This window comes from Candidatus Dependentiae bacterium, assembly GCA_013821315.1.
Lineage (GTDB): Bacteria > Babelota > Babeliae > Babelales > Babelaceae > JACDHA01.
Genome location: JACDHA010000007.1, coordinates 1 through 22,105 on the forward strand (window position 1 = coordinate 1; position 22,105 = coordinate 22,105).

The following is a 22,105-nucleotide window of genomic DNA, read 5'->3' on the forward strand; positions in this document are numbered from 1 at the left end:
GCAAGCACTGGTTCAACAAGTTTTAATTCTTCTGAATCACCTAGCTCTAAATAAGGGACTTTACCTAATTCTTGCAAAATAACTTTTTTGCCTTCAGGGGTAACTTTCAGCAAAGCTATATCAGATTTAGGACATGCACTTTCAACAGTTGCATCGATAGCTATACGGCCTAAAGCAGGTATACATACTTGTACTGCAAATGCACCTTCAACCACATGAAAATTGGTAAGCAAGTACCCTTCAGCATTTATAAAAAAGCCACTACCACAACCTTCATGTTGATTAGGGGATCTGAAAGGCTTTGTCCAATCAAAACTTACTTGTTTTGCCAAAACTTGCACAACACTATTTTTAGCTCGTTGTTCAGCTTTTTCCCATTCATGAGATGTTGCTGTAAGTTCACCAACCATTTCCGTTGCTGCTTGAGTAGCTTTTCCCACTAATTGGTTTGTATCTTTGGCTTTTAATACACTGGCAGCACAGGTAACTACTACCAGGCTAGATAAAAAAAATCTTGTTTTCACGCGTGTCCCTTTAATTAATAAAAACGTAATTTATTAGTAAACTTATTATGTAAGTATATCAGATAAATAATTTTGTTCAATTAAATATATACTATAATTCTTATATGGTATTTTAAATCCGAGGCGTCTGTTATGGTTTTTTTATTGTTTTTCAGGAATAAACAGAGGTATACTAAAATTAATTCTCAAAAAACTGCAAAAAAATTTAACTTTATTATATTATGAAAAAACTGTTTCTTTCACTTGTAGGGGTAGTACTTGTACTAAGCATGCATTTTAGTAGCAAAGCTACCATTGCGTCGATAGGCTTCTTTAAAAAAGATGGTAAGTATATATTACTTATTGGCGATAGAACATTTGCTTTTAATAAAAGACCCGAAGAAGCATCTGTACTAAACGATTATGGACAACTTAGAAAATACCCTACTAACAGAGAACACCTTCCTTATGGTTATTATGATGCTTCGGATAGGTTTTTACTTGAAGGATTTCTTAACTCTCTTACAAATAAAGATGGTATAGCATTTTTATATTTAGAAATTGAGGCTACCTTTTTTAAAACTTTAATCAATAAAAACAGCAGTAGTAATAACACTATGTATAAAGGGCTGAGTAGCTCTCTGAGTACTTTAAGTAAAAAGTATAAAAATATTAATTGGCTATTATCAGATATTACCAACTCATATGTACTTAACGCAGGTAGCTGGTGGAATGCTTTTGAAGAAGTGATGAGCCGTTTACTTAAAAGTTACAACCTTTCCTTAGATACAGCTGATGAATTTTGGGAAAAAAATCCCGCAGCACAAAGTAAATTTTTTATAGAAAAATTTAAAAAATTTAAATTTGCTTTTAAGAAAGCAATAAAAGAGCTCCTTTCAGCCCCATTACCCTCTTTAGATAGTTATGGTGACTATATCCAAACAGTTCTTGATTCTTTAAAAAAGAATAAAAAACTTTATCTTAATCAAGCTAATTATTATAGGTATTATAGAAGCACAATCAAAAAGAATTACCAAGAGTTAAAGAAACTTCTTTTTTGTTTTAAAGATAGTACTCACTTAAGTTCTATGGATACTTTTCTTGAGATATTTGAACATACGCAATCATTAACCACTTTAAAACAATTTGGACGTATACTTAATCCTTTAGGCACCGTATTAGATGAAGCACAAGTAATGACTGAGTTTTTACTCACCTTAGAAAGGCATACTTTTGTCATTGATTTTATTAGCGAAGACCAGTATGATACTTGCACTAAAGATATACTTCAACTAGGATATACCAAAGTTTATTCGCTGACTACACAGCACAAACGCGATTCAGATTTAACACTATCAACATTAGATCAAATACTCTTTTACGGACCACATGTGTGCCTTTTAGACGAACGCTTATTAAAAAGTTGCTTTGAGAAATGTCAAGTAGCCTTGCTTACCAACAATACTCAAGACATGTGCAACCCAAAAGAAAATAAGGCTGTAGAGGACATGCTTGTATGTTGCACGTGTAAGGAAAGAATAAGTGAACAAAAATATCCGGTTCAAGACGGTCAAACCCTAGTACAAGCCTGCTCAATCAATTGTGTAAAAGAAAAAGAAGCTGCGCATCAAAATGCGCGTATCTACGGACAACTACAAGAGCTACTCGAATCAATTACCGATAAAGAATATCTTGAAGCTCTCTATAGAATAGTGTTTTATCATGCTATTTTATTAAATCCGCTTCTGGTTAATACTAAAAATATATTCCTTGAATGCATTTCATTACGCGCACATACAACGCTAAAAAAAGCGCTTTTATTGGTGCATACTTCTACATCACAAGCTCTAATAGGTAATCAGATTATTACTTTATTAGCTATAAACACAAAAAGTCTTAGGCATACTATAGCAGCAATTGCAGAAAGCAAAAAAAACAACCTTGCCCATGCACTTTATCATGCCCAAACCGTAGAATATGATAAAATAGATCAAAGCTCTTATAAACTTGCTGATAGCTTACGTGAAAATATAAAACAACTTCAAAAAAGTTATCTAAACACTACAGGTAAATCTGTAGATATACATTATTTATATTATATTCAAACATATCTCACTACTATTACAGATCTTTTAGGCTATACACCCTCTGTCCTTGATACTGTCACACTTATCAACAACACTCAAGAAACAAGAGAACCTAAAAAACAACTCGGAAAAGAAGAAGCAGAAGATACATTTGATGAACAAGCTCCTATTGAAGAAGAACAGCTTTTTCAAAAGCTAGTTGACACCACTCAGTTAAGCATTTTAGATAATTCAGCAACCAAAGTGTTGCGTGATATCAATAAAAAAAGCAGAGAGAAAAAACCCCTAGTAAGCTTAAGAGACACCTTCGGCCCCATTTTTTATCGTATAGATATTTTTAATCTACGTACTACACTTGCTCAAGATCCTTATCTTATAAAAAAACTTAATACTTCTTTAGAATATCATCCAAGGATAACTTTGCTTACTACCCTTTATTCTTTATGGAATGATTCTCAATATCAGCCAAAACTAACTATCTCAAAAAACAACTATGGTATCTATCAAATGTATTTTAATAAACTTGCTATCAAAGAATCTATTGCACCTAATACTAATGTGCACCATCTTTTTAGTTTTAACGTAGATCGTTATCTTGTATCACATGGTATACTTGAATATGTTGATGACAATAGCACCATACAAGTGTCTGTACCTGGTGCTTTAACTTTTTCCGATGGCTCATGTAAAATAGGCTTTTTCCAGTATGGTTTTAATAAACAACTAACTCTTTGCTACCACCGTTGCTTTAAAGAGTACACAGCAAAATCATACATTAGCGCCCCACTACGTGCCGCTTTAGTTGAATTCTTACACAAGCATACGGCAGAATTACCATCGTATATACTTAGTGCCCTAAACAATTACACTAAAAGTAACTAAATTTTTACAAAATAACCTAAAAATTCTTTGTTACCTGTAGCACCTTCAATGGGTGACTCAGTAACACCTTGGCAATCAAATCCAAAACTTTCTATTGATTTAATAGTTTGCTCAACAACTCTTTTATGCACTTCTGGGTCTTTAATTATCCCTCCTTTGCCAATTTCGTGCCGTTCAGCTTCAAACTGGGGTTTAATAAGAGTAATAAGTTTACCAGCAGGTTTAAGTAAAGTGCATACTGCATTCATTACCTTACTGATAGATATAAATGATAAATCAAGGGTAATGAGGTCAACCCTTTCACCGACATCTTCTAAATAACGTAAATTAGTACGTTCTTTAACTATAACACGCGGATCTTGACGAATTTTCTCATGTACTTGACCGTAGCCCACATCGATACCGTATACTTTTTGGGCTCCTCGTTGCAACAGACAATCAGTAAAGCCACCAGTTGAAAGTCCTGCATCAAGAATTACTAAATCTTTGGGATCAACTTCAAAATAATCGAGAGCTTTTTCTAATTTCCAACCAGCACGGCATACGTACTTAGGTAAATCGAGAGTAAATACCACTTCATCAGTATCGGTTACTTGAGTACCAGGCTTGGCAATAACCTGTCCATTAACTAAGGCTTTATTTTGCATAATCCAGCTTTGAATTTGCGTACGGCTGTAGTGGGGATACAGCTCTTGAATATAAACATCGAGTCGCTTTTTAATTTTCATGTGCTTCTAATAATTCCTTAGTAATCTTTATGTTACAACTCTACTTAATCATAATACTTATAGTTGTTTTATCTTATTTTAGACCTTTAATACAGGACTTTTATGTATATTTTTTTGCTTATTTTTATTTTTTCTAGCTTAACAAACTGTTACGCTATGCATACTGCCTCTCAAACTTTAACTGAACTTCGGGAAGTAGTTATTGAACCCACTGGTACAGCAGACAATATGATTCATGCTCGCACTTCAGGTCAACCAACTAACGATCAAATAATAATGCTTACTAAAGAGATAAGTAAACTTCGTAAAAGCAATAAAATTAGATCTAAAACTAGGACAGTTATAGTACCTTTACTGTTTATCTCAGCTTGCGTAGGAATCTGGTTAATTAAAAGCAGCATCGACAATCTTGCTTCAAAAAGATATTAAAAACTGGCTCATGCATTAGGTTTAAAACTTTTATTAAACCATGCCATGGGAATATCAGCTTCAAAGGACCCATTACTATTTTTAATACGTCCTTCAAAGCGACCTTCTTTTTTAAAACCTAGTCTTTCATAAAGCTTGATAGCTGGATTAGATTCACGAGCAACAATCTCAACTCGATAAATATCAGGACGATGCTCTTCTAGTTCCTTAAACAGAGCCAAAAATAAGTTAGTTCCAATACCACTACCTTGAAAGTCAGGATGCACTAAAATGCTACCTTCACTTAATACATGAGCAAATACTTTTGGCTCGAGCTTGTATTTTAAAAGAGAGCCAATAAGCTGACCATTATACTCTGCAACAAAAATAAGCCCTTTAGTAAGAGCATTTGCAAGTATTTTATCAATATAATCATCAGTAATTTCATCAGCAGTACGGGCTAATCCACCCGGTATTGCTGCAACTTGTCGGTAAAGTAACTTTAAGTTATCCCTATCTTGGGCGTTACCAGGTCTAATAACATAATTAATTTTTGATTTTTCTGTAGGATTCATAGCATAACTTGAAAAACAGATAAATATGAGAGAAATTAAAAAAAATTGTATATAAGAACTGTTCATTAGGCTCCTAGCTAGGTAACTTTAAAATGGGATAAATTATTTTAGCTTATATTTAATTATTATATCAATTATAAAATAATTATCAAATACGCGCAAAAGCAATTGTTGCATAAAAGCATGCATTTTGATATCATTAATGATATAAACACTACAAAAGAGAACTATAGTGAGTAAAATAGAGAAATTAATTAGCAAAATTTTTAATGGTAGCTCAATTTCTTATGACGATGCAGAGCGCATACTACTTTATCTTAATTTTGATTTAGATGTGACAGGCTCGCATCATATCTTTAGAAAACGCAACTATAGCAAAACAGTTTCCCTGAAAAGAAGACCTCAATTGTTAGCGTATCAAATAAAAGATCTTAAACAGGTACTATTGGATCATAATTATGAAAAATAAAAATTTAAGTTATTACCTTAATCTCCCTTGGACTTATACTATTGAAACAGACATAGATGAAAACAAAAATAAAATATATATAGTAAGCGTTAACGAGCTTGAAGGTGTCCGTACTGATGGTATAACAATTGAACAAGCAATTCACCATATTAAAGATGCTATTGAAAGTACTATCAAATTATATATGAAACATAACGAAGAAATCCCAGAACCTATTGATGAAGAACAATTTAAAGGTAATATAGCATATAGAACTTCTTCACGGCGCCATTATTTACTTGCTCGTGAGGCAAAAAAACGTGATCAATCACTAAGCAAAATTATAGATGAGTTCATAGATAAAGCGATGAGCAAATGATAAAGCCCAGCCAATTCTAAAATGCCTGAAACTATGCCATAGAGATATCAGCTTTACCTTTGCCATTAACATCTTTAAGATACTTTTCAAATACAGCAGATTCTCTGTTTAGTTAGAAGAAGCTTATACTAGTATAAGCTTCTTCTAATAACCTAAAGATCTAACTAGTAGCAAGCAATTTGTTTATATCACTAAGTATTAAAGTGAGCGCTCCATTCATAAGGCCAGCTGCCAAGTACATAGTTACTGAGGAAGTATCTTTAGTTGCATTATACTGCGCAATCTCAAGTGAAGAAATGAGCCCATGAGGAGGATAGGATTTTAAAGTACGAAGCTTTATTTCATTAATATCTTGGATAACCTTGTTGCGATCAGCGTTACCTCTATTGAATATACTAGATCTATTTTGTTCTTCTAACCGGTATTTTATTTTTTCTAGTCTATCAACTAATGTAAAAGCATCACGCTCATTTTGGATAGACTGCAGTTTGAGGAAATAATCAAATTCTTTATCAGTAAGAGCCCCCTTAGTAAGTTTTTTAAATTGTTGCCAACTTGCAAAAAACTTATCCCATTGAGGAAATATTTGCTTTATATCTTTAGCCACACGTTGTTTCCAAGAATCCGGCAGCCCGCTTTTATTGAATATAGTTGCTAAAGCAACATTTGCTATTTTATCAGATAAAGCTCTTTCGTTTTGAATTTTAGATTTAAGCAGTAATAAATTTATAGTGTTTTTGCTTTTATTACCATAGGTAGTGGTTAACTTTTTAGCTGTATTATCAGCAATTAAGTCACGCATGCGCTTAAGATCAGTTATATACTGTATATATACTCGAGGTGCTTTTCCTAAAGCAACGTCAGATTCAACAAGCGTAAACGATGCATCCTGAAATGCCTTAAAGTTTGTATAGCCCTGTGGCTCAAGCTCAATAGAAGCGCTATCTCCAAAAGCAGCTCTTTTAAAAGAATTTGACATACTGCTTAACTGCTCTGAATTACTTTGTACTATTTTTTGTTTGAGGTTTTCATCAAGAGCATTAACCATTGCCACATGTACTACTATAATACTTACGTAATATTTTATATTCATAACACTTATCCTTATTTTTGAAAGTAAAACTATCTCTTTGTTATAATACTACCATTAAATATTTTCAAATTGCAATAATATTTATTTTAGGCAGTTGTTAATAAAAAAAGGGCCCGTTTAGGCCCTTTGAGTAGTATTAGAAAAGAAAGACTCTTTTATAAAATTCAGATATATATTTATATTATTGCATATGCAAATAATAAATTACAACAGTTAAATAAATAAAATAGCGAGAAAGAGCAAAATAGTGTATACTTACAAGCAAAACACAGTCAGTCTATTTATAAAAAAGAGCACTTTATGCATACAGATAATTCCCTAGACTCTTTGCCTCAAGGGCCCATTACCAAACAGTTTATTGCCCAGTTTTTACCGATTAATCCAGTTATTATAGAAGCAGGAGCTCATAGAGGTAGAGATACAGTAAAAATGGCTAAGTTATGGCCTGAAAGTACTATTTATGCTTTTGAACCAGTACCTGAACTGTATACCCTTTTAACAGCAACTACCCAAGAGTATGTAAATATCCAATGCTTTAATATAGCATTAAGCAATAAACAAGAAGCTGCTCTTTTGTATATTAGCGGAGGCACTTCAAATGCTTGTAGTTCTTTACTTAAACCTAAAGAATGCTTAACGCTACAACCCACTGTAAGCTTTGAGCAAACTACCCTAGCACAAACAGTAACGCTTGATGCCTGGGCTCAAGAAAAAAACATAACTCACGTTGATTTTATGTGGCTTGATATGCAAGGTAACGAGCTTAAAGCGCTTGAAGGAGCTCAAACGCTACTGCCAACAGTAAAAGCTCTCTTTATAGAGGTAAACTTAGTTGAGCGGTACGAAGGCAATCCTTCTTTTAATCAATTACAAGATTTTCTTGCTAGGTTTAACTTTAAAGCGCTACAAAAAGACATGCCCAAGCATAACAAGATTAATGTACTTTTTGTGCACAATTAATGTATACACAACAAGCCCAAAGTAAATGTTACTTTGGGCTAGAATAAACGCTGTTTTAGTTAGACAACGTAAGCTGCCATATATTTTTAATAGTATCGGTCAAAGGAAACATAAAATCTCTTGCAAGAAGAGGCTCTTCCTTAAGTACTTTTGCTAGCGAAAGCACTGTTGCATTAGTATCTTTTGTTGTAATGGCTATTTCTTTTGTTTGAACACTACGAAATAACGCTTCACGTAGTTCTTGTAAAGTTGTTACCTTTTGCCCGTTAACCGTATCAAGTAAAGCTCCTGCATAAAAACATCCTACTTTATGAGTTTGAGAACCTGGTAAAATACGTGTTATAACTAAAGCTTTTTTAGCTTGATGATCAAGTCGTGTAAATAACCGTAAAAGGGATGTTTGTGGTAAAAGATTATTCCCTCTTCTATCTTTTACGAGATGATTTACACGTAACTGCATAACGCACATACCACCAAACATTTCATAATCTATTTCTTCTGATTCATAATCAGGGTAAATAAAGCGTATAGGATAGACAGGTGGTTCATTAAATAGACAATCAAGCTCTAGTTTTTGACCTTTACGGTATACAATAAGCTTAAGTGGTGTTCCTGCAGGAAAGCGCATCAACAGTTCATCAATAGTTACTTTATCTGACGTGCGCCATCCTACTTTAACATCACCATACTCATCTATTACATATGCTATGCCATTACTTTCAATACCATACCACATATCTCCTGCCTTAACTCCTGCTTGAGCAGCAATAGAATTAGCCTGTAGGTAATGTATATAGACACCACCCGGCACAGGGTTACCTAACGAGTGAGCATGTTCATCTGTAGCATGATTAACATAAATACCTAAGTCAGGCTTACGTACTAACTGTTTGGTTTCAAAGTCTTTTAAAATAATTTTTACATCATTAATAGGCACTATATAACCGACATTTTGAGCTTGAGGAATACCAGCGCTATTAATACCTATAACTAAACCCTGGTTGTTTAAAAGTGGCCCACCAGAATTACCTGGGTTTATAGGTGCAGTGATATGCATATATGATTTGCCATTGCTATATTCACGTCCTGCAATACGTCCATCAGTTGCTTTTAAATATCGTTGTCCAAGAGGATAACCTAGCGCAAGAACGGGTTCAGTAGGATATAAAATATCTGAATCTCCTAACTGCAAATACGGTATTTCTTCTCCAAGAGCTGCTTTAACAAGACTAGAACTTTCATCAGAAAGCTTAAGCAAGGCAACATCAGTTTCAGGACATACACCTACAATAGTAACATCCAGCAAACGTTGCCCTAAAATCGGCACATGAATAAAGACTGATTTAGCACCTTCAATAACATGAAAGTTAGTAAGTAAATACCCTTCAGCATTAATAAAAAAGGCTGTTCCAGCGCCTTGATGTTGCTCAGGAGCTTTATACGGCTCTAACCAATTAAACGTTGTTCCCTGAGACCAGACTTGTACTACTGTATTTTGTACCCTTTTTTCTAGTGTATGCCATTCAACATATGATTGCTGAGCAAGGCCGCTTGAGCGCGTTATAGAGCGAGGATATTCCAGTTCAAACGAATAAGCTTTAAACATACTACATGCTAAAGCGATACTTATACTACCAATTTTATAATATATGCTCATATACTCCCCTTAAAAGCAAATAAAACAAACCACACATTTACTCTTTATAAGTAGTATAAGCCGGCACAAGGCCGGCTTACAAGAAAAGAGCTATTATATTTAAAAACTATTTGGTTTGTTGAACTTCAATCGGTGCTTTAGGTGCTTGGCCTACAGCTTTATCGCTTTGGTACACTTGAGCAAGATTTTTATACAGTGATGATAATGGATAAAAATAAGTAGCTGACAGCTGTCTCTCGTCACGCATAACTTCATCAAAAGGCATTACCACAAGTACACTTTCAACTGTTCTAAGTGTTAAATACCCTGTTTTTAAGCTTTGCGGCACTACTTTACGCAGCTCATCAAGCGTAGTTACCTTTTGACCATTAACTTGGGCAATAACTGCTCCAGCACCAATAGTGCGAGAACGTGATGCAGGAGAATTAAGCAATATATGTGTTACAATAAGCCTTGGCTCACGATTTTTACGGATATCGCTATACTCAAGCAAATCAGGTACATATTTACCAATTAGTACAATATGATTAATAGTTAAAGGCATAACAACAAGACCACCGATAACTTCGTAATCAACTTTTTCGTAACCAGGATACATTATATGCACTGGTGGAACTTCTGATTGACTAAACTTGAAGGTAGTAGATTTTGCTACTCCTTTACGATAATAATCAAGCGTAATATCTTGGCCTACTTTAAGCCGCGATATATAATCAACTATTGATACTTTGTCTTCAGCGCTCCACGGCACATTCATTTCACCATAAATATCAACAGTATTACCGTTTATTTTATAGATCATGTCGCCACCCTGGATACCAGCTTTAGCAAGCGGACTTGATTTATATACTTCAACAATATACAAGCCGCCAGGCAGAGGGTTACCTAAAAACTTGGTTAACATCTCACTACCATTTTTATACAATAATCCTAAATAGGGCTTACGGAGTAGTTTTACGCTCGTAGTTGCAGGCATTGAACGCACTTGATCTAAAAATAAACGCACTTCATTTATAGGTATAATATAGCCAACGTTTTGAGCGTTTTGAATTATAGCAGAGTTAACTCCAATAACTTCACCAATACTGTTAAGCGAAGGGCCTCCGGAGTTACCTTTGTTAAGCGCAGCGCTAATTTGAATAAAATGTTGCCCTTCAATATGCTCACGACCACTTACCACACCAGTAGTACTCTTAAGGCCTTGTTGGCCTAACGGAAAGCCAAGCGCCATAAGTTTATCGGCTCTATAAATAGTATCTGAGTTGCCAAGCTTTAGATAAGGTATACTTGTACGATTAAGATCTTTTTTAAGTTCTTGATTATCATGTTCTTTGAGTTTTAAAAGTGCTAAATCACGTTCAGGGCTTACACCAACAACTTCTACTTCAAAACGGCGTTTACCCAACGATGGTATTTGAATAAAAAGTACTTTAGCTTGATCAACTACGTGGGCATTAGTAATAAGTTCCCCTTGGTCATTGATAAAAAATGCTGTACCAGTAGCTTCATATTGATTTGGCGTTTTATAAGGCTCCAACCAGTTAAATTCTGCAATTTGCGCAAATACTTGTACTACCGTATCTTTAAGCTTTCTTTGTAGATCACTCCACATCTGACGCTTACTTATTTTTAGCTCATCATCACTGATCATGCTATTGTCTGGTATCAAAACAGGTTTTTCTGTACTTACTTGCGTTGTCTGGCTTTTAGTTTGAGCTGTTTGAAGCTCTCTATAGACCCTATAGTTAACTATACCTACAGCAATTAAAATACCTGCAACAAGTGCACCAATAATGGAATATACAATACGCATACTATACCTCTTATAAAAGTTAATTAACAATTTAAGATAAGCTTAGCGGTATACGTAAAAAACACTAGTACTAATTAATAAGCAGCTGCAATTAGAGCATTTTCATCCTTCTATGGCTTCTGCTCATAATTATAAAGATAGTGAGCAAGTTTCTGAGCAGTATCTTTATTAAAAGGGGCCTGCCCTCTAATTAAAACTTCAATAAGGTGGTTTCTGCAATTAAAAAGCTCTTTTGCATAATCAATCACCGTTTTATTAGTTTGACCTTTAATATAAGGACTTACACCAAAATACAAAAATTTTTCAACTATAAACTTTGCCTTAGCGCTTCCTGCTATAAGGGGACAATCTCGCAGAGCTTGAAGCAGAGGAGCTGCTTTATTAAATTCTCCATTAGCATCAGCAGCTCCATATTTAAGAAGTAAACTAAGTGTATCAATGTTTTTAGTATCATTATGTAGCAAGCTATCTAAAATAGTTCTTGATAAAATTTCTCCCGTTTGGTCAGCACCAGCTTGCAATAAGGGTTCTAAAAGCTCTGCTATTTTATTGGTAAGCACCTCAGTTAACGATGTATAATCAGAGGTTGATGATTTGAAAGGAATATCGAGGTCAGCTTTGTTAAGTAATCTAGCATAAACCTCATAAGCCATTTTCCATTTATAAAACTGTTTTGTATTTGACATGTGTGTAAAATTTATCCGCCTTATATAATGCATACTATAAGACACAGAAATAAAAGACATCAGCATAATCAAAAGTGAAGCACGTACCCGTATTTCAAAAAACATAATCGCGCCTTCCAAAGAGTAATTATAAAACAGATTAACCTTTATTATTAATGCTTATGATTATACACATATTGAGCCATTTCCTAAACAATATCTTTACTACAAGACATTTTCCCTTATTAAAATCTCTAAAATTATAATTATCCTTCTTAAAGATACCAAGATTAAACTCTATTTTTTAATTCAAAGTATATTAATTTTTTAATGGAATCTTGAATATCAAGTCTATTAAGTGTTAAATTAATAATAGTATTAAACTTTTTTACATTAAAACACTAGTGTTGCACTTGCTTTATAGCTTAATTTCGCTATCATAGTAAATAGACTCCAAAAGAAACTATCCTTATTTTAAGGCTATTTTGCATATAAAATTCTACTAGTAACTAATATTATTTTAATAAAAATTCTTAACCTTTAGGAGATAGTATATGTTTACCCGCATGCTGCTTTTAACATTTTCTTTGCTTATATCATCAAATTGCTTTCCTGCTCATCATAAAGGTATGTATGGTGACGAGAATCCCTCTTATATATGTAATTGCTCTAAATGTAAAAACGGCAAACCTGATGTACGCCCTATAAAATGAGCGGTAATAGTGTATTGAATTAATAATTTCGCTACGTCTGTATAATCGTGCTTTTGTGCTACATTTATAAATTCTTTGCTCATACTAGTAAGTAGATCAGGGTTAATTTTAATCATTGACTCAAGAATCAATTTTACCATAGCTGGAAAGATAAATGCTTAGGGCCAGAAACATATTTATTTTGCAATTAAATAATTTAATATTGAATTTATTATTTTTTAAATTATTTAATTGCAAAATTCTGTATTAAGAAAATAATATTGGTTTGCTTTACATACTTAATTTTGCTATTATAGTAAACAGATCTTAGGGGAAAAACCTTGCTTTAAAGTCTCCTTTTTATATAAAGTGCTATTAGAAACTGATACTTTCTTGATAAAAATTCTTAACCATTAGGAAATGGTATATGTTTACCCACCTCTTGCTTTTAACATTTTCTTTGCTTATGTCATCAAACTGCTTTACGAGTCATTATATTATATATGGCGACGAAAATACCCATTATCTATGTAATTGCTCTAAATGCAAAAGCCAAAGACCTGATATACGACCTATAAAATAACCTTTATTAAAATCTTAACGCAAAGCACACAAAAATTATTACGTAGATCAGTAGTAAAGTAACTGCCAGTTATGAATATATTTTTTCTTGCTTTAGTATTTCTAGCATCACCTCTGTATGCTATGAATAACCAAACTTCTTTGTTTGAACGGTTGGTATCTTATTTACCACTATGCATGCAAACTCAAGCTATGCAACATCAAGCACGTAGAGATGCGCAATTACTTGAAGCTTCTAAAGTAGGCAATGCACAAGATGTAAAAATATTACTTAATCAAGGAGCCAATCCAAACAAAGTTAGCTCAGATGGTACAACACCACTTTTTGCCGCAGCAAGTAATGGCCATACAAAAGTCATACAACTTCTACTTACCGCTAGCGCAGATCTAGAAAAAACTTGTCATTGTTTCATATCGCTTAGTTCACCTGAGCAATCTCTTTTTATGCCTCTTAAAGCAGAGCGTTTAGATATTGGTCAAATGCTGCTTGATATTTCTGCTGGCAATACAGAGAATTATACACCTCTTGAGGCAGCTAAGCTAAATCAGCAGACGCAAGTAATAAGAATTATCACAAAATATAGCACTATGTTAGACAAAGCAACAGATAATCCAACTGAAAGCGCATTACGAAAAGCCATTGTACTGGGTTATACAGATATCGTTGAGAAACTTTTAAAAAGACTAACTCTAACACACTCTCAACTTCAGGCCTATAATCGCTTAGCATACCACTACTACAAATACACCTGTAATAGCATCTATAAAAAAATAGGCCGATTACTTTTACGAGAAATACACGTAACTTATACATTGACTGGCAGCACACAGTCAGGTGCTACAGTACCGGGTGATATAGCTAAGCTTATTGCTCGCTATGAAAGCACTGGACCTCAGATTGCTTAAAATCTAGATTTGAAGTATGCTAAAATAATACTTAAAGATTATTTGAGGAGCACTTTATTATGTCATCTGTTGTAACACTAGAAAAATTAGTCTCTTTATGTAAACGACGTGGCTTGGTTTACCAAACTGCTGAAATCTATGGAGGCCTTAATGGCGTGTATGATTTCGGGCCCGTTGGTACATTACTTAAACAAAATATACGTCAAGCATGGATTAACGCCTTAAAAAAGCTGGAGCTTGAAGTGGTCTTTATTGAAGGCTCGCTACTGGCACCACATGCCGTATGGGAAGCTTCTGGCCATGTGCAAAACTTTCAAGATCCATTAGTTGATTGTCTGATTTGTAAGCATAGATACAGAGCAGATGATGTTGATTTAGCTAAACCATGCCCTCATTGTGGCAATACCTCTTGGACAGAAGTCCGTCAATTTAATTTGATGTTTAAAACACAGCTTGGCGCTGCGGTTGATAGCACATCGATCGCTTATTTGCGCCCAGAAACAGCTCAAGCTATTTTTATTAATTTTAAAAATGTTATGACAAGTAATCGTGTTAAGATTCCTTTTGGCATAGCACAAGTAGGCAAAGCATTTCGTAACGAAATCACCCCTAAACAGTTTTTATTTCGCATGCGTGAGTTTGAGCAAATGGAAATGGAATGGTTCTGTACTGAAGAGCAATCAGCAGAGTTTTTCTCTTTTTGGTCTGAACAACGCAGAGCATTTTATACCAGCATTGGGGTAAATCCAGATAAAATACGCTTAAGACCTCATGACAAAGATGAGCTGTCCCATTATTCAAGCATGACATCAGATGTTGAATATAATTTTCCTTTTGGTTGGAAAGAGCTTGAAGGTATAGCATACCGGGGCAACTTTGATTTAACACAACATATGAAGCATTCTGGTAAAGATTTAGCGGTTTTTGATGAAGCTACTAAAACTTCTTATATACCCCATGTAGTTGAATGTTCTGTAGGTACTGATCGCTTATTTTTAACGCTTCTTTTTGATGCTTACTATGAAGATTCTGTTGACGGCGAAACACGCATTGTGCTTAAATTAGATCCTAAAATAGCACCTTACAAAGCTGCTTTTATGCCGCTTACTAAACAGCAGGTTGAGCCTATGGAAAAGATTTATAAAAAATTCAAGCAACTAGGGTATTCCGTTCAATTTGATGTGTCTGGCTCTATTGGTAAACGGTATCGCCGCCAAGATGAAATTGGTACACCTGTTTGCTTTACCTATGATTTTGATACAGAACAAGATAACTGCGTGACAGTACGCAATCGTGACACTATGAAGCAAGAACGTATAGCTATCGATCAACTTGAAACTTACCTAGCAACAGTGCTAGCATAGTCCTCTAACGAAAGAGTCTGTTATGAAAGGCATGTATAAATGGCTAGGAAAGCATGTACATGCACCTTATGGAACCTTTATGTTAGGTCTCGTGACCATTATAGAAGGCTTCTTTATAATACCCGTAAGCACAGTACTTGCATTTTATTGTCTTGAAAATAGAAGGAAAGCATTTATATATGCTACCGTAACAACTATAGCTTCTGGTTTTGGTGCTTTTATTGGGTACTATATGGGTGTTGCTTTATGGCAGTGGGCAGGTCCTTCACTTATAAACAAAATTATAGGCGCAGATACGTTTGGTCGTTTAGTAGAACAATACAAAAACAATCAAGCTTGGGCAGTAACAGGTATAGCACTTACCCCCCTTCCTTTTAAAGCACTAACCCTTACTGCAGGCTTTTGCAAGTTACCCTTAGCACCCTTTATAGCTTTTACTTTAATTGGCCGCGGTATTAGATTTTACCTTATAGCTACCGGTATTTATCTATGGGGCGAGAAAATACAGTATTATCTTGATAAATACTTTTATTATTTTGTTGCTTTAGGCATAAGCATGTTGGTTGGCAGCTGGTGGTTTTTACATTAATTTACTAGTAAAGTATAAAAAGCAAAGATAACAAGTATGGCATTACGCAGAAATATATTGGCATCTCCCGGAAGAACGGTATTATTATCTATTTTTTTTACCATTTGTGTAGGTACTCTTTTTTTAGCATTACCTATTGCACAAAAAACGTATGTGCCACCTTTAGACTGCTTTTTTACTGCTACTTCAGCTACCTGTGTTGCAGGAGTGCTTACTGTACCGTTTAACTCATTTACGTTATTTGGTAAAAGTATCATACTTGCTCTTATTCAAATAGGTGGTCTAGGGTTATTAACATTAACCCTTTTTTTAGCGTCACTTTTCTTTAATTTAGGGCTATCAACGCAACTTATGGTAGGGCAACTATTTGAAATAGATAGTTGGCGCACCACAAGGCGTGTCTTATTATTTGTTATTAGTTTTACTTTTTTATGTGAAGGCATAGCTGCTGCGCTTATTTATCAAATTATTAAGCATCAGTTCCCTACTCAAGAAGCAGTATTTCATGCCTTTTTTCATAGTATATCATCTTTTAATAGCGCAGGCCTAAGCAGTTTTGGCAATAGCCTGATCAATTATTCAGCTAATATCCCTTTACTTTCTGTTACCGCATTTCTTATTATTGCCGGTGGCTTTGGTTTTGTAACTTGGTATGAACTGTTTATGTATGGGTATAGCCGCTTTTTCACTCATAAACGATTCCATATTTCGTTAACTACGCGTATTGTACTTATTATGAGCGTAGCTGTGATAGTTATAGCTACCTTACTTCTTATTGTGCTTGAAGGCCCTTCCCATTTTTACCATGCTCCTTGGTGGTTAACGTGTAGCAATATGCTTTTTAATGCTATTGCTTACAGAAGTGCCGGACTTACTACTATAGATATACATACTATGCAATCAGCAACGGTGTTTTTAATTATTATGTATAGCTTTATAGGATCATCACCCGCATCGACTGGTAGTGGTATAAAAATTACTACTTTTACGTTGTTTTTAGCTACTATACGCGCTGTTATGACTGGCCGCACCACGGTCGACCTTAAAGGTAGACGTATACCCCAAGATCAGATATTTAAAGCTATGGCAATACTTTCATTAAGCTTTTGTTGGATAATTTTTAGTACTTTTTGTTTGCTCTTAATAGAGTCTAAAGCAAGTTTTATTGGTGTGTTTTTTGAAACAGTATCATCATTTACTACTTTAGGACTAGCAACTGAAATAACACCATTTTTATCACCATTGGGAAAACTTCTTATTATAGTTAATATGTTTATAGGACGTGTAGGATCATTAACCCTGTTATTAGCCTTAAAAACTCGTGTTGATCGCGTTGACTTTCAGTATCCTGAAGAACGCCTCATGATAAGCTAATATTTTTACTAAAGGTACTAGACATGAAATTTTGTGTAATTGGCGTTGGTCGCTTTGGTTATAATGTAGCAACCACACTTGCAGATAATGGCATGGATGTACTTGCTGTTGACGGCAATGAATCTATAATAGCTTCTATACGCGACAAAGTAACACAAGCCATTTGTTTACGTGTTATTGACGAAGAAGGATTACGCACCATTGGTGCTGATGAAATGGACACTGTTATTGTAGCTATGGGTGAAAACTTTGCCCAATCTATCCTAATTACTGCTATACTCAAACAAAAATTAAAAACACGTATGGTTATTGTTCGCTCTATAAGTGGCATACATCGTGATATTTTGCAACTTATAGGTGCTGATCAAGTAATATTACCAGAGCAACAGGTAGGCCGCCAACTAGCTGATAATTTAAGCTTACCGTTTAAAGCATTGATGCGTTTAAGCTCTAATTTTTGTATAAGTGAACTTCTTACGCCTGAGCGTTTTATAGGTCAAACATTAGGCGAGCTTGAGCTGTATAACACCTATACGGTACGCTGCTTAGCACTACGCGTTAACAACGAAGTTATTATCAGCGATGACAGTTATAGGCTAATGGATACTGATATATTAATTATTGCAGGCAACAATAAAGATATTGCACGTATCTCAAAACTCTAAACTCTAATTAAAATAATTTCATATATGTTGATATATATTTAATATAATAATATATATCAACATATATGAAATTAAAATACACAATAGAGAAATACTATAACTCGTAAATTACTTTTTGTAAGTGTATTACTTGCTTGCTCTCTCGTATGGGCTCTCAATTATGATGATGAACTTCTTAATGGAGCTCACTTGGGCAACCTAGCTCAAGTAACACGAGCTTTATCTAATGGTGCAAATCCTAACGCAAAAAACATGGTCTCTATGCTCTTACTAGAGCTATTTTGAGTCAAAAAATTCCCATAATGAAAACAATTCTAGACCATGGAGCAAATCTAAACTATGCAAATCCTCAAGATTGGACTGCTTTGCATCAAGCAGTCTATCCACCAAATCCCCAAGCTATCAAACTGCTTCTTGAAAGAGAAGCAAATCCACTAGCAAAAAACAATTTAGGCCGAATGCCTTTTGATATAGCTAAAAAGCATATAGCTCTACTTAAAAAAATAGATGAAACAACAACTTTAACAAAAAAAACACGACAAGAGCTACAACAGACAATTGATAACTATAAAGAAATTCTAAAACTTTTAAGCGAAGCTAATACAAAAAAAGCTCGCTTAGCTTTAGAAAAACACTTAGCTACCAGTGAAATAAATGGCGTTAGCCTAAGCAATCTTGCAAAGACAATAGTTGGGTACGCCATTAAATAATAATTTTAATATTATAAATAATCTTGATTTTTTTGATAAAAATAAAATATAATTAATAATATAATTAAAAATAAATTTATCTAAACCAAGTGAGGCATCATGCAAAAACAAATTTTCCTAGTCACAGCACTTATTTCCCTGTTCACTTCTTTAACCATAACAGCAGATACAAATACCCAGAGCTATCTACAAAAAGCCTTAGGGCAACTCGTTGGTCCGCAATATCAAGAGAAACTTGGCGAATTATTTGGAAGCAATTCTCAAACGGCTGCATCTGGACATAACAGATCACAAGCAGCACTCTCTTTACGTCAAGCAGTAGAATCAGGAAACACCGAAAAAGTACAACAACTTTTAGAGACTACTCATTTTGATAAAGAAGTTCTTATAAATTATGCTCTTTTAGCTGAAGAAAGCTATTTACGTACTCAAAATCAAAAGTTTAAAGCAATAGAAGGTTTAATTGAAACAAAATTAAACCCACGTACTACAAGTTTAAATTCAACAAATTCATTAGGCTGGTCTGATATTCTGAGTAAAGTAGGTACTTATTTAAATAAAGATCAGGCAAATCAATCAACTGAATCAAGCACCACAAACTCTATGACTTCTGACCAAAGTTTATCAAAAGTCATAGAACTGATTAGACAATATAGTGGAAGTACCCAAGAAAAACCCCAACCTAGCACTGAGCCCCAAAAAACCAAACATTGGTATGACTATTTTGGTGGCAGATAACTTTACTTGTTAGTGCCTATACTATTTATATTCGTTAAAAAAGCTGTTTGATGCTTTTCCTGCCCCATATGAAACGCAGATTTGCCTATTTGATTAAGCGAATTCCAATCTGCACCTTTGACACTTAATAATTCCATAACTTCACCATTATTATTAACTGCAGCGTAATGAAGAGGTGTATCGCCCATAGCATTAACAACCTTTACTTCAGCACCATAGTTAAGTAATATATCCATCATCTCTTTATTATTAGTAATTGCAGCATAATGAATAGGCCTATTACCTAAAGAGTCCATAAAAACATTAACATCTGCCCCACTTCGTAAAAGAGACTCTAAGACAAGAGGTTCTGAAAATTTAACCACTTTAATTAAAGCATTTGATAAAGCTATTTTAAGCTCTGCTGAAGCTCTATCAGCTTGTCTAACAAGAGCTTGAAACTCTTGTTTATCTTTTTCATTTTTAAATATAGCTGAAGAATCCATGCTCACTGAATAAAAACAAAAACTACTAGCATACAACAAAGTTAAACTATACAAAATACGATTCATAAGATTATCCCTTTTTGGTTTTTTAATTTAGATTTAATTATATATAAATTATATAAATTATAATTATTTCAATTATAGCATATATTCAATCTATTGCAAGTCTAATCCAATTTACAAAAGAAAAAGAGTATCTTGATAAAATTAAAAGAGAAGATAACAAAAAAAGCATGGTTTTAAAGCCATGCTTTTAAGTTATAATGCAAAGAAAGCTTAGATAGCTTCAATACGCACAACCGTGATTGGCTGGCGATGACCTTGCTTACGTTTGTATTTTTTACGACGTTTAAATTTAAACGCAATAAGTTTAGGCCCTCTCATATGCTTTACAATAACCGCTGTTATTGGTGTTGCAAGAAAAGGTTTACCTATTTCAACTGATTCAGGACCAGTTTTTCTTAAAAGAACGTCACTAAAAGAAACTGTGCTGCCTTCTGCAGCATCAAGCTTTTCTATACCAATAGTTCTGCCTTCAAGAGCTTGATATTGTTTGCCACCTGTTTGAAAGATAGCATAGCGATCAAATGATGCTAATTGTTTTCTGTTATCTGACATTATAAAATACCTTCGTTTGTCATCAAAATAATCTTTAGAATAATTTTAGTCTACCATACAATCATTTTTTGTCCAGTCTGTTTTGCAAAATATAGTTATAGCAGAGTCTCTTGAGTATATTCAAAACATACGATTAAAACAATTCAGGACGATATTCAAAATGCATAGATCATAATGATACCCCCTACCACCCTATATATAAAAGCGTATTTTTCGTATATGTAAGAACTATCTCCCAGGGGATAGCATTACGTTAAACAAGCGGTATTTCTTCAATAATTGGTATACCCAATTTTGCAGTCCCAAATCTTCTAATCAGCGAGAGATACATTCCAGCTTTTTATTGACCCTGTTAATTTTTGTTCCTTTTAGTTTATACATTCCTACTCCAATAAGAATATAAAAATTAAGAATATAAAAATATTTTTTAATAGCATCTTTAGACTTATTTTGTAGTATAAAACTATAATGGTAATAATACATTAGACTACTATAAAAAAGCTGAATACAAAAGCGCTATTGCCCAATCCAATTGTTTTTGGCACACTTATAGTCTAACTACTTTTTTTATAGCACATTTCAAGGAGTGTCAAATGACAACTATTAGCATGGAACTAATCCAAAAATTACGTGAACGTACAGGCGTTGGCATGATGGACTGCAAGAAAGCTCTTCAAGAAGCTAACGGTGACATTGAACAAGCGGTAGATCTACTGCGTAAAAAAGGTGCTGCTGTAGCTGAAAAACGCTCAGACAAGGTAACTTCCGAAGGCCTCGTACATGCTTATATTCACCCAGGATCACGCATTGGCGTAATGGTTGAATTAAACTGCGAGACTGACTTTGTAGCTCGCACAGAAGATATGATTAAATTCGCTAACGATTTGTGCATGCAAATTGCAGCATTTAGACCAGTATGCGTAAGCTCAGACCAAGTAGATCCACAGCTTATCGAAAAAGAAAAAGCTATTTATAAAGAACAACTTGCTGGCAAACCCGCACAAGTTATGGACCAAATCATTGAAGGTAAATTACAAAAATACTTTACCGACGTTTGTTTGCTTAACCAAACATTTATTAAAAATGATAAGTTAACTGTTCATGACATGTTAAAAGAAATTATCGCTAAAATGGGTGAAAACGTTAAAATTAGACGCTTTATTCGTTACGAAGTAGGCGTATAA

23 protein-coding genes are annotated in these 22,105 nt (G+C 34.1%); 13 read left to right on the plus strand and 10 right to left on the minus strand.

What is annotated here, in order from left to right; all coding sequences use genetic code 11:
- The coding region (locus H0X48_02410; GenBank protein ID MBA3954148.1) for a trypsin-like peptidase domain-containing protein at positions 1 to 524 on the minus strand (524 nt) is incomplete at its 3' end.
- A gap of 221 nt (positions 525 to 745) precedes the next feature.
- Between H0X48_02410 and H0X48_02415 the strand changes: the two genes are divergently transcribed.
- Complete coding sequence (locus tag H0X48_02415) at positions 746 to 3,472, plus strand: hypothetical protein (protein ID MBA3954149.1); 2,727 nt, start codon at positions 746 to 748, stop codon at positions 3,470 to 3,472.
- Here H0X48_02415 and H0X48_02420 read toward each other — a convergent pair.
- Positions 3,469 to 4,200: a TlyA family RNA methyltransferase gene (locus H0X48_02420; protein MBA3954150.1), complete on the minus strand. Its 732-nt coding sequence runs from the start codon at positions 4,198 to 4,200 to the stop codon at positions 3,469 to 3,471. The genes H0X48_02415 and H0X48_02420 overlap by 4 nt on opposite strands.
- Positions 4,201 to 4,302: 102 nt before the next feature.
- Here H0X48_02420 and H0X48_02425 point away from each other — a divergent pair, with 102 nt between their 5' ends.
- On the plus strand, positions 4,303 to 4,629 hold the full coding sequence (locus tag H0X48_02425; GenBank protein ID MBA3954151.1) for a hypothetical protein: 327 nt from the start codon (positions 4,303 to 4,305) through the stop codon (positions 4,627 to 4,629).
- Between the two features lie 8 nt (positions 4,630 to 4,637).
- Here H0X48_02425 and H0X48_02430 read toward each other — a convergent pair whose 3' ends face one another.
- Positions 4,638 to 5,249, minus strand: a complete 612-nt coding sequence (locus H0X48_02430) for a GNAT family N-acetyltransferase (protein ID MBA3954152.1) — start codon at positions 5,247 to 5,249, stop codon at positions 4,638 to 4,640.
- 166 nt (positions 5,250 to 5,415) lie between these two features.
- Between H0X48_02430 and H0X48_02435 the strand changes: the two genes are divergently transcribed.
- Together H0X48_02435 and H0X48_02440 are read left to right on the plus strand one after the other, a co-directional pair.
- Positions 5,416 to 5,652, plus strand: a complete 237-nt coding sequence (locus tag H0X48_02435) for a type II toxin-antitoxin system HicA family toxin (protein MBA3954153.1) — start codon at positions 5,416 to 5,418, stop codon at positions 5,650 to 5,652.
- Complete coding sequence (locus H0X48_02440; GenBank protein ID MBA3954154.1) at positions 5,642 to 6,010, plus strand: type II toxin-antitoxin system HicB family antitoxin; 369 nt, start codon at positions 5,642 to 5,644, stop codon at positions 6,008 to 6,010. Before H0X48_02435 ends, H0X48_02440 begins: the two co-directional genes overlap by 11 nt.
- Before the next feature lie 160 nt (positions 6,011 to 6,170).
- On the opposite strand, the gene H0X48_02445 is transcribed toward H0X48_02440, so the two are convergent.
- Positions 6,171 to 7,103 carry a hypothetical protein gene (locus H0X48_02445; protein ID MBA3954155.1) on the minus strand — a complete coding sequence of 311 codons (933 nt, stop codon included), beginning with the start codon at positions 7,101 to 7,103 and terminating at the stop codon, positions 6,171 to 6,173.
- A gap of 300 nt (positions 7,104 to 7,403) precedes the next feature.
- Here H0X48_02445 and H0X48_02450 point away from each other — a divergent pair, with 300 nt between their 5' ends.
- Complete coding sequence (locus H0X48_02450; GenBank protein ID MBA3954156.1) at positions 7,404 to 8,063, plus strand: FkbM family methyltransferase; 660 nt, start codon at positions 7,404 to 7,406, stop codon at positions 8,061 to 8,063.
- Between the two features lie 55 nt (positions 8,064 to 8,118).
- Here H0X48_02450 and H0X48_02455 read toward each other — a convergent pair whose 3' ends face one another.
- The 4 genes from H0X48_02455 to H0X48_02470 all read right to left on the minus strand — a co-directional run bounded on the left by H0X48_02455 (position 8,119) and on the right by H0X48_02470 (position 13,051).
- Positions 8,119 to 9,720: a trypsin-like peptidase domain-containing protein gene (locus H0X48_02455; protein MBA3954157.1), complete on the minus strand. Its 1,602-nt coding sequence runs from the start codon at positions 9,718 to 9,720 to the stop codon at positions 8,119 to 8,121.
- 106 nt (positions 9,721 to 9,826) lie between these two features.
- On the minus strand, positions 9,827 to 11,533 hold the full coding sequence (locus H0X48_02460; GenBank protein ID MBA3954158.1) for a trypsin-like peptidase domain-containing protein: 1,707 nt from the start codon (positions 11,531 to 11,533) through the stop codon (positions 9,827 to 9,829).
- A gap of 110 nt (positions 11,534 to 11,643) precedes the next feature.
- Positions 11,644 to 12,324, minus strand: coding sequence for a hypothetical protein (locus tag H0X48_02465; protein MBA3954159.1), 681 nt, complete (start codon positions 12,322 to 12,324; stop codon positions 11,644 to 11,646).
- A gap of 526 nt (positions 12,325 to 12,850) precedes the next feature.
- A complete protein-coding gene (locus H0X48_02470; GenBank protein MBA3954160.1) occupies positions 12,851 to 13,051 on the minus strand; it encodes a hypothetical protein in 201 nt (66 codons plus the stop codon).
- Between the two features lie 493 nt (positions 13,052 to 13,544).
- On the opposite strand from H0X48_02470, the gene H0X48_02475 reads away from it, so the two are divergent.
- The 7 genes from H0X48_02475 (at position 13,545) to H0X48_02505 (ending at position 19,818) form a co-directional block, all read left to right on the plus strand.
- A complete protein-coding gene (locus H0X48_02475; GenBank protein ID MBA3954161.1) occupies positions 13,545 to 14,378 on the plus strand; it encodes an ankyrin repeat domain-containing protein in 834 nt (277 codons plus the stop codon).
- A 59-nt stretch (positions 14,379 to 14,437) separates the two neighbouring features.
- Positions 14,438 to 15,742, plus strand: a complete 1,305-nt coding sequence (locus tag H0X48_02480) for a glycine--tRNA ligase (protein MBA3954162.1) — start codon at positions 14,438 to 14,440, stop codon at positions 15,740 to 15,742.
- Positions 15,743 to 15,764: 22 nt separating this feature from the next.
- Complete coding sequence (locus H0X48_02485; GenBank protein ID MBA3954163.1) at positions 15,765 to 16,331, plus strand: VTT domain-containing protein; 567 nt, start codon at positions 15,765 to 15,767, stop codon at positions 16,329 to 16,331.
- Positions 16,332 to 16,367: 36 nt separating this feature from the next.
- Positions 16,368 to 17,705, plus strand: coding sequence for a hypothetical protein (locus H0X48_02490; protein ID MBA3954164.1), 1,338 nt, complete (start codon positions 16,368 to 16,370; stop codon positions 17,703 to 17,705).
- Positions 17,706 to 17,728: 23 nt separating this feature from the next.
- Complete coding sequence (locus tag H0X48_02495) at positions 17,729 to 18,370, plus strand: TrkA family potassium uptake protein (protein MBA3954165.1); 642 nt, start codon at positions 17,729 to 17,731, stop codon at positions 18,368 to 18,370.
- A 302-nt stretch (positions 18,371 to 18,672) separates the two neighbouring features.
- Positions 18,673 to 19,080, plus strand: coding sequence for an ankyrin repeat domain-containing protein (locus H0X48_02500; GenBank protein MBA3954166.1), 408 nt, complete (start codon positions 18,673 to 18,675; stop codon positions 19,078 to 19,080).
- 99 nt (positions 19,081 to 19,179) lie between these two features.
- Positions 19,180 to 19,818 (plus strand): hypothetical protein, encoded by a 639-nt coding sequence (locus H0X48_02505; GenBank protein MBA3954167.1) that lies wholly within the window; start codon positions 19,180 to 19,182, stop codon positions 19,816 to 19,818.
- Between the two features lie 2 nt (positions 19,819 to 19,820).
- On the opposite strand, the gene H0X48_02510 is transcribed toward H0X48_02505, so the two are convergent.
- Positions 19,821 to 20,369: an ankyrin repeat domain-containing protein gene (locus H0X48_02510; GenBank protein MBA3954168.1), complete on the minus strand. Its 549-nt coding sequence runs from the start codon at positions 20,367 to 20,369 to the stop codon at positions 19,821 to 19,823.
- Between the two features lie 210 nt (positions 20,370 to 20,579).
- Positions 20,580 to 20,921, minus strand: coding sequence for a 50S ribosomal protein L21 (gene rplU, locus H0X48_02515; GenBank protein ID MBA3954169.1), 342 nt, complete (start codon positions 20,919 to 20,921; stop codon positions 20,580 to 20,582).
- Positions 20,922 to 21,514: 593 nt separating this feature from the next.
- Between rplU and tsf the strand changes: the two genes are divergently transcribed.
- Complete coding sequence (gene tsf, locus H0X48_02520; GenBank protein MBA3954170.1) at positions 21,515 to 22,105, plus strand: translation elongation factor Ts; 591 nt, start codon at positions 21,515 to 21,517, stop codon at positions 22,103 to 22,105.